Source organism: Idiomarina sp. X4, from assembly GCF_002808045.1.
GTDB lineage: Bacteria > Pseudomonadota > Gammaproteobacteria > Enterobacterales > Alteromonadaceae > Idiomarina.
On record NZ_CP025000.1, the window covers coordinates 227,069 to 242,685 of the forward strand.

Here is a 15,617-nt window from a genome sequence, read left to right on the forward strand (position 1 = left end):
TTAAGAGTAGAAACGCTCGCCGTTTTTCGCCATTTCTTTTAACAGTGGCGCCGGCGTGTAACGTTCACCGCGCTCGCCAGCTAACGCTTCCAGCTTATCAACGATGCTACCAATCCCCTGACTGTCCATATAACGGAACGGTCCACCTAAGAACGGCGGGAAGCCAATACCGAAAATGGCGCCTATGTCGCCGTCACGCGGACTACGAATAATGCCTTCCTGCAAGCAATAAACGGCTTCATTCAGCATCGGTAGCAAACAAATATCAACGATATCTTCGGCTGATTTGCTTTCGTTCGGATCAACGCTCAGTAACGAATAAACTGACGTGTCCACCGGCTTACCTTTCACGCCTTTACCGTATTTATAAAAGCCTTTCTGGTTCTTTTTACCTTTACGGTCGTCATCAATCAGTTTTTCAAACGCCTGTGGCGCCTCGAACCTATCACCCAATTCGTTGACCAAAATAGGCGCCACTTTCGCCGCGACATCAATACCCACTTCGTCCAGTAAAGTCATAGGGCCAACCGGAAAGCCAAACTTAACTAACGTCTTATCCAGCTTCTCAATAGGTTCACCGGCAAGCATCAAGCGTGCGGCTTCGTTCATGTAAGGCGCCAGGATACGGTTTACGTAAAAGCCCGCACCATCCTTAACCACGATAGGTGTCTTACCCTGCTTTTTAGCTAATGCCACAGTGGTCGCAATGGTTTTATCTGAGGTACCTTCATGCGTAATGATTTCCGCCAGCGGCATTTTGTCGACCGGAGAGAAGTAATGCAAACCAATAACCTGTTCCGGGCGCTTCGCCTTAGCGGCAATCTGTGTAATAGGCAGTGAACTGGTGTTGGTAGCAAAAACTGTCGACTCACTGGCATGCGCTTCAATATCCGCAACCATTTTCTGTTTTAGCTCAAGATCTTCAAAAACCGCTTCAATGACCACATCTGTGCGCTCAAAGCCGCTGTAATCAAGCGTCCCGCTTAACATCAGCATGGTCTTTTCATACTCTGCACGGCGCATGTGCTTGCGCTTCACTTTCTTAATTAAACGCTCGTAGCTGTAATGCAGGGCATGGCGCACACCGTCTTCAGAAATGTCTTTAATGCGTGCAGGAATATTTGCTTTAGCCGCGGTTACATAGGCAATACCACCGCCCATCAAGCCACCGCCTAGAACGCCAACGCGTTTTATCGGATCAGGCTCGACGCCATCAGCGCCGGTTTCTTTCTTCATTTCGGTGGTTGCGAAGAAAATCTGACGCAGTTGATACGACTCAGGGGTCATGGCTAACTCGCCAAAACTGCGCGCTTCTTTATCAAGTCCTGCTTCCTGACCTCTCTCAATACCCTCACGTACTGTCTGTATGATCTTATCAATGGCCGGGTAGTTACCTTGTGCTTTCTTCTGCGCCTGTTCACCCGCCTTTTTGAAAATAATATCGCGACCGAATTTAGTGGCTTCCAGCAATTTACTAAAGCCTTTTAATGGCGGCTTACTTGCTTTGGGTTTGCGTTTCAGTGCATGCTCAACCGCCACATCCAGTAAAATACTTTGCGGCACAACTTCTGTTGCTAAGCCCGCTTTCTTCGCTTGTTTAGCGCGCAATTGCTTGCCGGTTAGCATCATCGTTAAGCCCTGCTGAATACCCACCAGACGCGGCAGACGCTGCGTGCCACCACTGCCTGGCAGAAGGCCTAACTGCACTTCCGGTAAACCAAGCACAGTCTTTGAGTTATCCGTACAAACACGGACATGACATGCCATAGCAAGCTCAAGTCCACCACCAAGGCATGCACCATTAATAGCGGCCACGACTGGCACATCCAACTGTTCAATACGGTCAAACATGGCTTGCCCCTTACGAGCCAGGCTTTCTGTATCCGCAGCGGTTTCGCAGTCGTTGATCATATTAATATCAGCGCCGGCAATGAACGAGCCGGGTTTACCACTGATAAAAACAACGCCCTTAATTGAACTGTCGCTTTCCAGTTTGTTCAACAGCGAACCGACTTCATCCGCAAATGAGTCTTTTAAGGTATTCATCGACTCACCCGGAACATCAATTGTGACAACAGCTACGCCGTCGTCGCGTATATCCATCGTGAATGCTTTATCCTGACTCATTATTCTGTCTCCACAATCATTGCAGCACCTAATCCACCCGCGGCACAGGCTGTTGTCAAACCGACACCACCGCCGCGTCGACGTAATTCATTCAACGTTTGCGTAATCATACGCGTACCGGTTGCTGCAAACGGGTGTCCATAGGCAATTGAGCCGCCCAGTACGTTAAATTTATCCATATCAATGTCGCCAATGGCTTTGTCACGTCCTAGCTTTTCCTTCGCAAACTTGTCACTAGCGAACATTTTCATATTGGCTAGTGTTTGTGCTGCAAAAGCTTCATGCATATCAATTAAATCAAGATCGTTTAGCGTCATGCCCGCTCTGTCGAGCGCAACTGGCGTAGAATAAGACGGCCCCATCAGCATATCTTCTTCGACCTGCAGCGCCGCAAAGGCGTAGCTGCGTAAATATCCCAGCACAGGTAGCCCTAACTCTTTTGCCCGACTTTCCGTCATCATTAATACCGCCGAGGCACCATCGGTTAACGGTGTACTGTTAGCGGCTGTAACTGAGCCATGTTTGCGATCAAACACTGGCTTCAACTTGGACAGTTTATCGACCTGGCTGTCACCACGAATATTGTTGTCGCGGCTTAAGTACTTTTTATAAGGTTCTGGGTAGGCGGTCATAACTTCACTGTCCAACCAACCTGCTTCCCAGGCAGCATGTGCTTTTTGATGCGAGCGTACAGTCAGTTCGTCCTGGTCAGCACGACTGATACTGTGCGTTTTTGCCATTTGCTCTGCGGTTTGCCCCATACTCAGCCCGGTTGAATACTCAGCCACAGCAGGCGGCACTGGCATTAAGTCTTTAAACCTAAGACGTTTTAAAATCGATAAGCGCTGGCCCAGTGTCTTGGCTTTATTAAGATCAACCAACGCGCGAGCTAAGCGTTTACTCACACCTATAGGCAATACCGACGAAGAATCAGCACCGCCGGCAATACCACCGCGAATATGTCCGGCAATCATTGCTTCTGCAATATTAACCGCAGACTGAAAGCTCGTTGCACACGCACGTGACACACTGTAAGCGTCGGTGTTCACTGGCAAGCTGGTGCCTAACACAATTTCACGGGCAATATTCGGCGCTTCCGGCATTTGAACGACTTGCCCGAATACCAATTGTTCGACCCAGTCGCCTTCAATACCGGTTTTATTGACCAGCTCCTGAACAACCATTTTTCCCAGGTCAACCGCCGGCACGCCATGAAATTCTGTTGCCTGCTTAGCAAACGGCGTTCGTAACCCCGACACAAAGGCGATACGTTCACCGTTAACGGTACGCACTTGCTGTGCTTCTGACATAACTTTTCCTCGCTTCATCAACCATTACTGGTCTGACCACAAAATATGTTACAAATTCTAGCGCTTAATAGAGCAGATTAAAACCTTCGTTTTCGGTACAGTATGGCAATACAATTGAAAATTCGGAACAAAGACTACATTGTTACTGTCATTGCATAAACGGTACTGACAGCATAGTCACTTTTCACCGGATTCGACAGCCTGGAGTCAAGATGTCATCGACAGCATTTCAACAATTACAAGACTACCTGAATCAGCAGGTTCTGGGACAACCCGACTTTACCCGTAATTTATTAATCGCGGTATTAGCCGATGGACACTTATTGGTGGAAGGACCGCCAGGCCTTGCCAAAACTCGCGCAGTGCAGAGCTTAGCGAATGGCATTGAGGGCGATTTTCACCGTATTCAGTTTACTCCCGACTTACTACCCGCTGACTTGACCGGTACGGATATTTACCGTCCCGAGACCGGGACTTTTGAGTTCCAACAAGGTCCTTTGTTCCATAACTTGATTTTAGCGGATGAGATTAACCGGGCTCCGGCCAAGGTTCAGTCAGCGTTGCTGGAGGCTATGGCCGAACGCCAAATTACCGTGGGACAACGCAGTTATCCGCTGTCTGACTTATTTATGGTGCTGGCAACACAAAACCCGTTAGAGCAGGAAGGCACCTATCCGCTTCCTGAGGCACAATTAGACCGCTTCTTAATGCATTTAAAGCTGGACTATCCTGACGCAGAAACAGAGCAAAAAATTCTCAGACTGACCCGCGGGGAAGCGCTCAACGAGCAAATGCCAGCGCCCAAACCGCTGACGCAGGCAGACTTATTCAATGCTCGTAAAGAAGTGTTGGAAGTTTACCTGGACGACGCCGTAGAGAATTATTTAGTTCAGTTAATTATCGCCACTCGCCAACCTCAGCACTATGACGCCAACCTGGCTTCATGGATTGGTTATGGCGCCAGCCCGCGTGCCACTATTTCATTAGAGCGCTGCGCACGCGCTCAAGCTTGGTTGGCAGGTCGTGACTTTGTCACGCCAGACGATGTTATGTCCATTTGCCATAACGTATTACGCCATCGAATCATACTGAGCTACCAGGCTGAAGCTGACGGCGTCACACACGATCAAGTTATCGACACCATACTGAAACTGGTGCCAGCGCCGTAATGCCTCAACTGGACGTTTCACAATGGCTAAGACAACTGCATACCGATGGTATTTCGCTCGGTATGCAGGAGCTCATGTATTATCGCAGTAAAATTGCCGCTTTTGCTAAGCATAAAAAAACGCTGCCTAGAACAACGGTGTCCGGCCCTTTACTCAGTAAAGTTCGAGGACGCGGTATGGAATTTGACGAAGTGAGGCATTATCAGGCCGGCGACGACATTCGTGCTATTGACTGGCGCGTGACAGCAAGAACCGGTAAAGCCCATACCAAGCTGTACCGGGAAGAAAAAGAAAAGCCCGTGTTCATTTGGGTCGATTTGTCATTGTCTCAGTTATTTGGCAGTGAGTTTGTATTTAAGTCGGTCCAGGCTGCGCACCTTGCTGCGGCCATTGCCTGGCAGGCGCAGCACAAAGGTGACCGTGTCGGCGGACTCATTAGCAATGGCTGGCTTCATAATGAATTTAAACCGGCCGCACGCCAACAAGGCGTATTACGGCTATTGCACGGTCTTGTTGACGTGAGTAGAGATAGCTTAGCGCGCTGGCAGAAAAAGGGGCCGGCTCCCGCAGAGCCTATGTCCGAATCGTTAAAGCGATTACGTCAACTGGTTAAGCCCGGCAGTATTATTCATGTTATTAGTGATTTTCATAATGCCGACAAAAACATTGTTGATGGGCTGCAAGTGTTATCGAAACATAACATGGTGCGTTGCTACGGTGTTTATGATCCTATGGAAAAAGCGCTTCCTCAAGGACATTCCATTCAGCCTTTAGCTGTGTCTAATGGTCAACAACAAGTCGATATCGACTTAACCAATAAGCGTCAGACAGACACATACGAAAAAGCGGCCCAGAGCCACTGGCAGGCGCTTGAAAAGAGTTTTGCAAACCGGCAGCTGCTGTTTACACCGGTGAGCAGTGCGCAACCGATTGAAGTACAGTGGAGCGATATTTCATGATACAACAAGCATCGCTCAGTCAGCTCAATGACATTGTCCCGCCGGCTGATGCCAGTTGGTGGCCACCGACTTGGTGGAGCCTTGGTGCCGCCTTACTATTCATCGCAATTGTCGCGTCCATTAGCTATTGGTTGGTTCAACGGCGGTTAAGGGCGCGGGCTCGTCGTGAAGCCTACAAGCAATTACAAACATTAACGCCAGCCACCACTGAGCAAATCACCCGATTACTTAAGCGCGTGGCGCTTGTATATTATCCTCAGCAAAGGGTTTCTAACTTACACGGACAAGAGTGGATCGCGTTTTTACTCTCAGGTATGAGCGAAAAGTCGCAGCAAAACTTTAACGCGGAATTACAGCAGTACGACATTAATAGCGAGCTATACGGACAAGCAAGTAATGCATTTTGTGAGCTATACAAAGCAGTTGGCTGCCAATGGTTGCAGTTAGACCTGAGTAAAATGCCGGGAGAGCACAATGTTTGAGTTTGCCTGGCCCTGGATGTTTCTTTTATTACCACTACCGGCATTGGTCTGGTGGTTAATACCCACTCGCAAGAACACCCGCTCGGCTATTCGGCTGCCCAACTTATATGGGCTGTCCAGTGAGCAGCAAACTTTAAAGAGCCAGTGGCTTTTCTTAACGGTACTAGCCATTGCCTGGGTGTCGCTCGTTTCAGCGACTGCTCGTCCACAATGGTTAGGTGAGCCGGTTGCAACCCGCTCTGAAGGCAGGGAGATGATGTTAGCAGTAGACTTGTCGGGCAGCATGGAAATTGCCGATATGGAAATTAACGGCCAGTCGGTCGACCGGTTGTCGATGGTCAAACATGTGCTTAGCGACTTTATTACGCGTCGCGAAGGCGATCGTCTGGGGCTTATCTTATTTGGCGACACCGCCTATTTACAGGCGCCCATGACGTATGACCGACAGACTATTGCACAAATGTTGAATGAATCGGTACTTGGGCTGGTCGGTGAAAGAACCGCCATTGGCGATGCGATAGCCCTCGCGGTTAAACGCTTTCAGCAAGATGAGCAAACCAATCGAGTACTCATTTTGCTCACTGATGGTCAAAACACAGCCGGTAACCTAACGCCAGAACAAGCTTTAGAGCTCGCCAAAAGTTATAACGTCACTATTTACCCAATTGCCGTTGGCGCGGAAGAAGTGGTCGTTGACAGCTTTTTTGGGCAGCGCCGGGTTAACCCAAGCCGCGATTTAGACATACCCTTAATGCAAAAGTTAGCCAGCGAGACCGGCGGCGAATATTTTCGCGCCAGAAGTACCGAAGAGCTCGAAAATATTTATACATTGCTGGATGAACTGGAGCCCGTGGACGATGACCCTCAGCAGCTTCGCCCCAGAGCCAGCTTATTCCACTGGCCGCTTTCATTGTGCTTTATTGCCTTAATTGCACTTGCCCTAAGTCGGTACAAGCCATGGAGGGTGTCACAATGAGCGACTTTCATTTTATTCGCCCCTGGTGGCTTATTGCATTGCTCCCTGTTGCTCTTATGTACTGGCGACTGCTTAGACAAAATAAACATGAAGCCGGATGGAATCAGTTTCTCCCTGACCATTTAGCGAAGGTGCTGGTTAACTCGGGAGGCAAAGCATCCAGCTGGCCAATTCACCGACTTGCTTTAATGCTGAGTATTGCCAGTGCGGCTCTTGCCGGACCGACTTGGGAAAAGCTTCCGCAACCGGTTTATCAGTTAGAGTCCGGTCAGGTGGTTATTATGGACATGTCACCGTCACTGTTAGCGGAAGACGTTACGCCTAACCGACTGACCCAGTTGCGTTTTAAAGCCATTGATCTGGTGCGCTCCGGTCTTGACGGCGACACGGGCTTAATTGCCTATGCCGACGACGCATTTACCATTAGCCCGTTAACCGCTGACAACCGAAATTTAATCAACTTAATACCCTCATTGTCGCCGGAAATCATGCCGTTGGAGGGGAGTGAGCCCTTACGCGCTCTTAAATTGGCTAACGAGCTTCTCGTGAACGCCGGGTACCCGCAAGGCGACATTTACTGGTTAACAGATGGTATCAGCAGTCGCGACTTACAGCCATTAACGGACTACTTGCGCGATATTGAACACAGAGTTTCAATTTTAGGCGTGGGTACAGAAGACGGAGCTCCCGTTCGAAACGCAAATGGCAGTTTAGTCAAAGAAAATGGTCGAGTCGTCATAGCGAAACTGTTTCCGGATCGGTTAAGTGACTTAGCACAAATAACCAACGGTGTTTTTGTTCAGGCGACGTCAACTAACGACGACATCGAAGCGCTCACCGCATTGCCACCACTCAGCCGTGAAGGTAAAGACAACGAGCAGCAACAGCGGGGAGACGCTTGGAAAGATATGGGTCCTTATCTCGCCCTTTTCATTCTGCCTTTATTACTGGCGAGCTGGCGTCGAGGTGCCCTTTTGACGCCACTCATACTGACATTCATCATACCAATGTCGTTATCCACCCCGAAGGCCTATGCTCAGGAGGCTGAGCCGAACACTCCTGAGAGCGTGCTCAGTTCGCTGTTTTTAAACAACGAGCAGCGTGCCCAACAGCTTTACCAGAATAAGCAGTTCGAGCGAGCATCCGAGCTAAGTTCTGACCCACTTCGCAAAGGTGCGGCACTCTACAAACAAGGCAAGTATGCCGAAGCGGCTGATTCTTTTGCCCAAAGCAACTCGGCCGAAGCTCATTATAACCGGGGTAATGCGCTGGCTCAGCAGCAGCAATTCGAGCAGGCGTCAGAAGCTTACCAACAAGCATTAGAGCAACGCCCGGACTGGCAACAAGCCAAAGAAAATTTGGATGTAGTGAAAAAGCTACAAGAAAAGCAGCAACAAGAGCAGTCTGGTGAATCTGGCGATGAAAACTCAGAGTCAGATAAAAATTCTGAGCAGTCTAATGATAAACAGGGTAATAACCAAAACAACAACCAAGGCCAAAACAAGCAAGGCGACAACTCAGATTCTCAGTCGCAGCCCCAGAATAGAGACGCTCAACAGCAGCAGAAGCAAGATAAACAAGAGCCGGGTCAGCAAGAAGAAGCTGAGAAAGAGCAGGCAAGAAAGCAACAAGAAGACAGCGCTGAAGGTCAAGCAGAGCAACAAAATGCTCAGTTTAAAGAAGGCGAGATTGATCCTGAAAAAGCACGTCAATTAGAGCAATGGATGAACCGTGTACCGGATGATCCAAGCATATTGCTAAGAAATAAGATGTTATTGGAAAGCCAGCGCCGCAACCAGCGTAGAGCTTCTCAGCCACAAGGAGAGAAGAAAAAATGGTAAAAGCCGTAAACTTGCTCGTTGTTTTACTCATACTATTCAGTGGAGTCGCAAGCGCTGATGTAACTGAGGTAACAGCAACGGTCGACAGAAACCCAGTAACCGCAAACGAGTCTTTTGTGCTGACAGTCACGGTTAACGATGACGTATCAAATAATGCATTTGAGGCATCTAAGCTACTGCAGGACTTTGTTGTCGGCCGAACCTCTGTCAGCCGTCAAACCTCCATGATAAACGGTAGACTGAGCAAACAAACGCGCTTTACCACGGTACTTATTCCGCAGTCTCCCGGCGAGTACACCATTCCGGAAATTACTATTAAGGGAGTGTCGTCTAAACCAATTAATTTGCGAGTGCTTGAACAGGGAAGCGACAGCAACACTGAGCAGAGAATTGCCTTTATTGAAGCGCAAATTGATTCAACCAATGTCTATTTTCAACAGCCAGTTACCTATGTTGCCCGCCTGTTTCTGGCAGCCGACTTAAATAAAGGTAATCTGGTGCCACCTCAGGTCGACAATGCCGATGTGCAACAGATAGGCCGTGACGAAGAAAGCACACAAATGGTCAACGGTCGCCGTTATAAGGTTTACCAACGCGTTTACCAAATAACGCCTAACAAATCAGGCTCTATCACCATACCCGGCGCTCGTTTTGACGGTGAGGTTTTCACACAGGGGCAGCGCTCAATCTTTTCCTCTTTTTCAAACACCCAACCAGTGAGCGCAATAGCCGAAGGCATTGACGTTAATGTGCAACCGGTGCCGGACTCATGGACCGGACACTGGTTACCTAGCGAGTTGGTCAGCTTATCAGCATCAATAAGCCCAGAGCAGGAGGAGTACAAAGCTGGAGAGCCTATTACATTGTCTTATATGCTGACGGCGGTGGGAGTTAAACCTGAGCAACTACCAGAAATAGCACCAGACTTTCCGAGCAGCTTCAGAGTCTACCCAGACAACGATGAAACCGACAGTTTCACTCGAAATGGTGTGGTGATCTCTCAAAAAACTGTCAGTTTTGCGCTTGTACCAGAGCAAGCAGGTAATTTAACAATTCCTGAGTTTGAGCTGCCTTGGTTCAATACCAAAACCGAGCAACGAACCTTGGCTAAAACGGAGAGTATGACCTTGCCCGTGATCATGCCTGCAGGCATGACGCAAAGTGATATCACTGAGGCTGCGCCGACTGACAGCAAGCCAGACTCTGAACATACTGAAATTACGAACACCTCTGAGAGACCGGACAACAATACGGTTGCGTCTAAACCGTTGGTTCCGATCTGGGTCATCGGGGCCTTAGCGGTCGGATTAGCCATTTCGTTGATGCTTAACCTGTACCTGCTGATTAAGCGCAATAGTGTTAAACGCCAGGAGAAAACCGTTAAGCCTGAAAACGCAGATAATTTGAACCGCAGTAAATCATGGCAAGACTTTCAGAAAGCCTGCAAAAACAGCGATGCTAAAGCAGCACAAGAGAGCCTTATTAATTGGGCTCATACGCATTTGGACGTTTCTGTTAATAGCCTGTCGGAGGTTGCTAAGCATCTGAATATTGAGGACGAAATAACGCCGCTGCAGGCGTCCCTATACAATGCTGGTGGCTCTCAATGGACAGAAGGTAAAGTGCTTTATCAGAAAGTCAGAAAGCAAGTAGACAATTTGAACGTAAAAAAACAACACTCAAACTTGCCGCAACTGTACCCTACCCATCTTAAGAAATAAAAAAGCCCGGCTAAAGCCGGGCTCTTAACTTCCAACCACTCCGTAGTTACTTACTGAAGACGCATTCTGCGAATTTCGGCATCCGCTTTTAACGTATCAATAAATGACTGAAGCATTACCTGAGCCTTACGGTTTTGTAATTGCTCTTTTAAACCATCCATTTGAGCTTCGTCTGGGTTACCGGCTGTTACTGAGGTTAACGCAACGATTGCAGCATCCCCGTTAGGTAATGTAACAGCCTCATAAGTAGGCTCGCCATTTGCCTTAGGTGTCAGGCTAAACAGTTCCTGCACTAAAGTGCTTGCGTACTCACGGTTATTACGTTGAATGCTATCAACTAACGTAACCTCTTCACCCGGCTCTGTACCCGCTCGCCATTGTTCAGCTGTTTCCTGTGCCTGTTGCAGAGCAAGCTGCTGAGCCTTCTCTACGCGCAATTGCTCGACAATTTGGTCACGAACTTCAGCCATATCTTTCACACGCTCTGGCTGGTGCTCAGTCACGCGGACAACCAATGAACGATCATCCGTTGTTTCTATAATTTCACTGTTCAACTTCTCATCAATGAGCTGTTCAGAGAAAATGTTGTTCAGCACAACATCGTCACTCAACGTTGTCGGAGCACGGTTTCGTGTAAATAAGTCTGTGCGTTTCACTTCAACACCCAGCTCTTCAGCGGCAGGTTCTAGCGTGTCTGGCTGCTCGAACGAGATTTCCGCCAGCTTTTGCTGCAGCTCGAAATAACGATCTTCCGCTTGTTGAGCCAGTAACTGCTGTTTCACTTCGTCTTTGACTTCATCGAAAGGCGTCACAGAGCCAGGTCGTAAGTCTGTCAGCTTAATAATGTGATAACCGAAGCTGGTCTCAACAACACCAGAAGTATCTCCTACGTTCTCAAGCGCAAAGGCTGCATCGTCAAAGTCTTCATCCATTACGCCTTTCTCTATCCAGTCAAGGTCACCGCCTTGTTCCGCAGAGAAAGTATCATCTGAATAGGACTGAGCAACTTCAGCAAAATCGGCACCGCTTTGTAGTTCCTGAAGCGCCTCTTCCGCTTTCTGCTGCGCATTTTCAGTATCATGCTCAATCAAAATGTGAGAAACACGGCGTTCTTCTTCTGTCGTATACTGTTGCTGGCGTTCTTCATAGTATTGACGCACTTCATCTTCAGTAATGTCCACCGACTGCTCAATGTCGGCTAGCGACAGTTCAACATAAGCCACGCTAAGCTGTTCTTCTGTACGGAACATATCCTGATTTTGCTGATAGAAAGTGTCGACATCAGTGTCAGTAATTTCCACTGCATCAGCAAAGTCTTCGTTGTTAAGTACCAGAAAACCACCTGAACGTGTTTGACTTTGCAAGCGCATAAACGCCAAAGCTTCCGGCGTTAGGACGAATTCGCTGCCGGCAAGCCCGCGCAATAACTGATTGCGAGTCATGTCCTGTTGCATTAGGTTGGCAAAAGACTCCGGCGTATACCCCGCATTTCGTAATGACATTAAATAAATGTCATTATCGAACTGTCCGGCTGTACGGAACTGAGGAATATCACGAATAGCCGCTTTTACCTGGTCTGGACCAACACGCATTCCCTGAGACTCTGCATATTGTCTCAGTAGTTCCTGGTCAATGAGTTGTTCCAACACACCACTTCTTACGTTTTTCATGTAGTTGGGGTCTGAAGTGATGGCAGAAAACATATCGCCGAACTGCTCTTGTAAGCGGCTCCGCTCGTTTTCATAAGCTCTGTCATAAGCACTTTGAGGAATTTCTTCCCCGTTAACTTCTGCTACAGCGTCTTCTGTGCCACTGGTGATATAGCCACCAACACCTGCTAAAGCAAAAGTTAGAATGATTAATACCAGAATGGCTTTAGCAGTAAAGCTCTGCGAACCTTCCCGAATCCTCTCTAACATAATAAGGCTTTCCTAATTTACCGGTAAAACGACGAGACATTATAAGTAGATTCGTCGCAAAACTCACCCTTCAGATAAAAAATAACCCGAGGTTTTAAACCCCGGGTTACTATTTAATTCAATAAAAAAGCGCTAACGCGCCTTTCTTAGTTTACTGCGTCTTTCAGTGCTTTACCTGCTTTGAAAGAAGGTACTTTAGCTGCAGCGATCTGAATGGTCTCACCAGTTTGTGGGTTACGACCAGTGCGAGCAGAACGCTCACGTACACTAAATGTACCGAAGCCAACTAATGCGACTTGGTCATCTTTTTTCAGAGCATCAGTTACTGCATCGATCATTGAGTCCAGAGCACGACCAGCAGCAGCCTTAGAAATATCTGCACCTGCCGCGATTTTGTCAATAAGCTGAGACTTGTTCACAGTATCATCCCCTTAGATTGTTATTATCAAGTTTCCGTGGTTCCATTCGGTTTTAAATGGGCCGACAACGTTTATATCAAGGTTGATATTATTGTTCAAGCACGTTTATTACCGAACGTATTTCTTTCCCAGCTCCTCTGAGAGTCCCCTCAGAAGTAGCTATGAACCTTAGGCTACCACAGTCTTACAGATTGAAAACCCTTTTTACGCACTTTTTAACGAAAAAATGCGGGCTGAGGGCTAAATTCGCACCTGCAGACCGCATTCTACCGTCCAAATATGACTTTAGTATTACCGCTAAGGTTAATCCTTCACCAACGCCACATCGAGCACTTCGTCTATCCACTTCACCGGCTGGATAACCAAGTCTTCCTTGACGTTGTCGGCGATTTCTTTTAAATCACGCTCGTTATCTTTTGGTATCAACACGTGTTTAATACCGCCACGGTGCGCTGCCAGGAGTTTTTCTTTTAAGCCCCCAATAGCCAGCACTTCACCGCGCAAGGTAATTTCACCGGTCATAGCCACATCAGAACGCACTGGCTTACCTGTAAGCGACGACACCATAGCGGTGACCATCGCAATACCGGCGCTAGGTCCATCTTTCGGCGTTGCCCCTTCAGGTACGTGAACGTGAATATCGCGCTTCTCATGGAAGTCTTCGGCAATACCCAGCTTATCTGCACGGCTACGAACAACCGTCAAAGCCGTTTGAATGGACTCTTGCATGACATCGCCCAATGAGCCGGTGCTGGTAGTTTTTCCTTTACCGGCGACATTCGTTGCCTCTATAGTCAGCAGGTCGCCACCCACTTCCGTCCAGGCGAGTCCTGTGACTTGACCCACTTGGTTAGCTTCTTCTGCTTTACCATAGTCAAACCGTTGCACACCTAAGTAATCACTTAGATTGTCGCCATTAATTTCGACGTGCGTTATTGATTTATCGAGCAGAATTGTTTTTACCGCTTTACGGCAAAGACGTGACAATTCACGCTCAAGGTTACGAACACCCGCTTCACGCGTGTAATAACGGATGATGCCAATAATCGCGCTATCATCAACGGTAATTTCTTTTTTCTTAAGGCCGTTACGCTCAATTTGCTTCGGCAGTAAATGGCGCTTAGCAATGTTCAGCTTTTCGTCTTCGGTATAGCCTGATAAGCGAATGACTTCCATACGATCCAGTAACGGCGCAGGAATGTTCATACTGTTTGACGTGGCAACAAACATTACGTCAGACAGGTCATAATCCACTTCCAGATAATGGTCGTTAAAGTTCACGTTTTGCTCTGGATCCAGCACTTCCAATAACGCAGAAGCCGGGTCGCCACGCATATCCGCAGACATTTTATCAATTTCGTCCAGCAGGAATAACGGGTTGCGAACCCCTACTTTCGACATTTTCTGAATCAGCTTACCAGGCATTGAACCTATGTATGTACGACGGTGGCCACGAATTTCGGCTTCATCGCGAACGCCACCTAAGGCCATGCGAACGTACTGACGACCTGTCGCTTTCGCTATCGATTGACCCAGCGAGGTTTTACCCACGCCCGGCGGACCGACTAAGCACAATATCGCCCCCTTAACTTTGGTCGTGCGCTGTTGCACCGCGAGGTATTCAATGATGCGCTCTTTTACCTTCTCTAAACCGTAGTGATCGGCGTCGAGAATTTTTTCAGCATTAGCCAGGTCTTTCTTAATGCGTGAACGCTTTTTCCATGGTACTGCCACCATCCAGTCAATATAGCCCCGCACAACCGTGGCTTCAGCCGACATAGGTGACATCATTTTCAGCTTCTGCAGCTCGGCTTCGGTTTTCTTTTTCGCCTCAGCCGGCATTTGCGCGTCGTCTATTTTTTTCTGCAGCTGCTCAAATTCATCAACGCCGTCTTCGCTCTCACCTAGCTCTTTTTGAATGGCTTTCATTTGCTCATTCAAATAATACTCGCGCTGACTCTTCTCCATCTGTTTTTTCACACGACTGCGAATGCGCTTTTCAACCTGGAGAATATCAATTTCGCCTTCCATCAGCGCCATCAGGTGCTCAATGCGTTCACGCACATCGGTAATTTCAAGCACAGCTTGTTTTTCTGCCAGCTTCAGTGGCATATGCGCGGCCATGGTATCAGCGAGACGATCCAAGTCTTCAATGCCAGACAACGAGGTCAACACTTCCGGCGGAATTTTTTTGTTGAGCTTGACGTATCCTTCAAACTGATTCAGTGCTGAGCGAATCAGCACCTCTTCTTCTTTCTCGGACAAAGCTTCAGCGGCGAGGTAATGAATATTCGCTTCAAAATACTCTTCGCTGTCTTTTAATTCATCTAACTGAGCGCGTTGTTTACCTTCGACCAGTACCTTCACAGTCCCGTCAGGTAGCTTCAGCAGCTGCAAAATCGTTGCAACCGTGCCAACTTGGTAAATATCGTCTTTTTCCGGCTCGTCTATTGATGCGTCTTTTTGCGCTGCCAAAAAAACCTGCTTGTCTGCATCCATGGCAGCTTGTAAACAGCGAATTGACTTTTCCCTGCCTACAAACAGTGGAATTACCATATGCGGGTAAACCACTACATCTCGCAACGGCAGAACTGGCATCGTTAATTGTTCGGTGCGTTCTTCGCTCATTAATCTTTTCTCCCGACCTTGGTTTACTCTGTTATATGCGGTCTTTCGGCTAAAGTTCAATCCTTA

General features: G+C 48.1%; 11 protein-coding genes. 6 read left to right on the top strand and 5 right to left on the bottom strand.

All coding sequences use genetic code 11. The features are described from left to right. Complete coding sequence (fadJ, locus tag CWC33_RS01210; RefSeq protein WP_100690464.1) at positions 1-2,127, bottom strand: fatty acid oxidation complex subunit alpha FadJ; 2,127 nt, start codon at positions 2,125-2,127, stop codon at positions 1-3. Then, positions 2,127-3,437 carry an acetyl-CoA C-acyltransferase FadI gene (gene fadI / locus CWC33_RS01215; RefSeq protein ID WP_100690465.1) on the bottom strand — a complete coding sequence of 437 codons (1,311 nt, stop codon included), beginning with the start codon at positions 3,435-3,437 and terminating at the stop codon, positions 2,127-2,129. The genes fadJ and fadI overlap by 1 nt, the downstream gene beginning before the upstream one ends. 212 nt (positions 3,438-3,649) lie before the next feature. Here fadI and CWC33_RS01220 point away from each other — a divergent pair, with 212 nt between their 5' ends. Genes CWC33_RS01220 through CWC33_RS01245 form a run of 6 tightly spaced genes read left to right on the top strand, consistent with a single transcriptional unit; the run spans position 3,650 to position 10,585 of the window. Further along, positions 3,650-4,606 (top strand): AAA family ATPase, encoded by a 957-nt coding sequence (locus CWC33_RS01220; protein WP_058579430.1) that lies wholly within the window; start codon positions 3,650-3,652, stop codon positions 4,604-4,606. Next, the gene (locus CWC33_RS01225; protein WP_100690466.1) at positions 4,606-5,565 is read left to right on the top strand and encodes a DUF58 domain-containing protein; all 960 of its coding nucleotides are present in this window, start codon (positions 4,606-4,608) and stop codon (positions 5,563-5,565) included. Before CWC33_RS01220 ends, CWC33_RS01225 begins: the two co-directional genes overlap by 1 nt. Beyond that, positions 5,562-6,047, top strand: coding sequence for a DUF4381 domain-containing protein (locus tag CWC33_RS01230; RefSeq protein ID WP_100690467.1), 486 nt, complete (start codon positions 5,562-5,564; stop codon positions 6,045-6,047). The genes CWC33_RS01225 and CWC33_RS01230 overlap by 4 nt, the downstream gene beginning before the upstream one ends. Then, on the top strand, positions 6,040-7,023 hold the full coding sequence (locus CWC33_RS01235) for a vWA domain-containing protein (protein WP_100690468.1): 984 nt from the start codon (positions 6,040-6,042) through the stop codon (positions 7,021-7,023). The genes CWC33_RS01230 and CWC33_RS01235 overlap by 8 nt, the downstream gene beginning before the upstream one ends. Beyond that, positions 7,020-8,864 (top strand): vWA domain-containing protein, encoded by a 1,845-nt coding sequence (locus tag CWC33_RS01240; RefSeq protein ID WP_100690469.1) that lies wholly within the window; start codon positions 7,020-7,022, stop codon positions 8,862-8,864. The genes CWC33_RS01235 and CWC33_RS01240 overlap by 4 nt, the downstream gene beginning before the upstream one ends. Further along, positions 8,858-10,585: a BatD family protein gene (locus tag CWC33_RS01245; RefSeq protein ID WP_100690470.1), complete on the top strand. Its 1,728-nt coding sequence runs from the start codon at positions 8,858-8,860 to the stop codon at positions 10,583-10,585. Before CWC33_RS01240 ends, CWC33_RS01245 begins: the two co-directional genes overlap by 7 nt. Before the next feature lie 50 nt (positions 10,586-10,635). Here CWC33_RS01245 and CWC33_RS01250 read toward each other — a convergent pair whose 3' ends face one another. The 3 genes from CWC33_RS01250 to lon form a co-directional block, all read right to left on the bottom strand. Further along, on the bottom strand, positions 10,636-12,504 hold the full coding sequence (locus CWC33_RS01250) for a SurA N-terminal domain-containing protein (protein ID WP_100690471.1): 1,869 nt from the start codon (positions 12,502-12,504) through the stop codon (positions 10,636-10,638). A 146-nt stretch (positions 12,505-12,650) separates the two neighbouring features. Continuing rightward, a complete protein-coding gene (hupB, locus tag CWC33_RS01255) occupies positions 12,651-12,923 on the bottom strand; it encodes a nucleoid-associated protein HU-beta (RefSeq protein WP_011234253.1) in 273 nt (90 codons plus the stop codon). A 303-nt stretch (positions 12,924-13,226) separates the two neighbouring features. Next, the gene (gene lon / locus CWC33_RS01260; protein WP_100690472.1) at positions 13,227-15,551 is read right to left on the bottom strand and encodes an endopeptidase La; all 2,325 of its coding nucleotides are present in this window, start codon (positions 15,549-15,551) and stop codon (positions 13,227-13,229) included. Positions 15,552-15,617 lie beyond the last annotated feature (66 nt).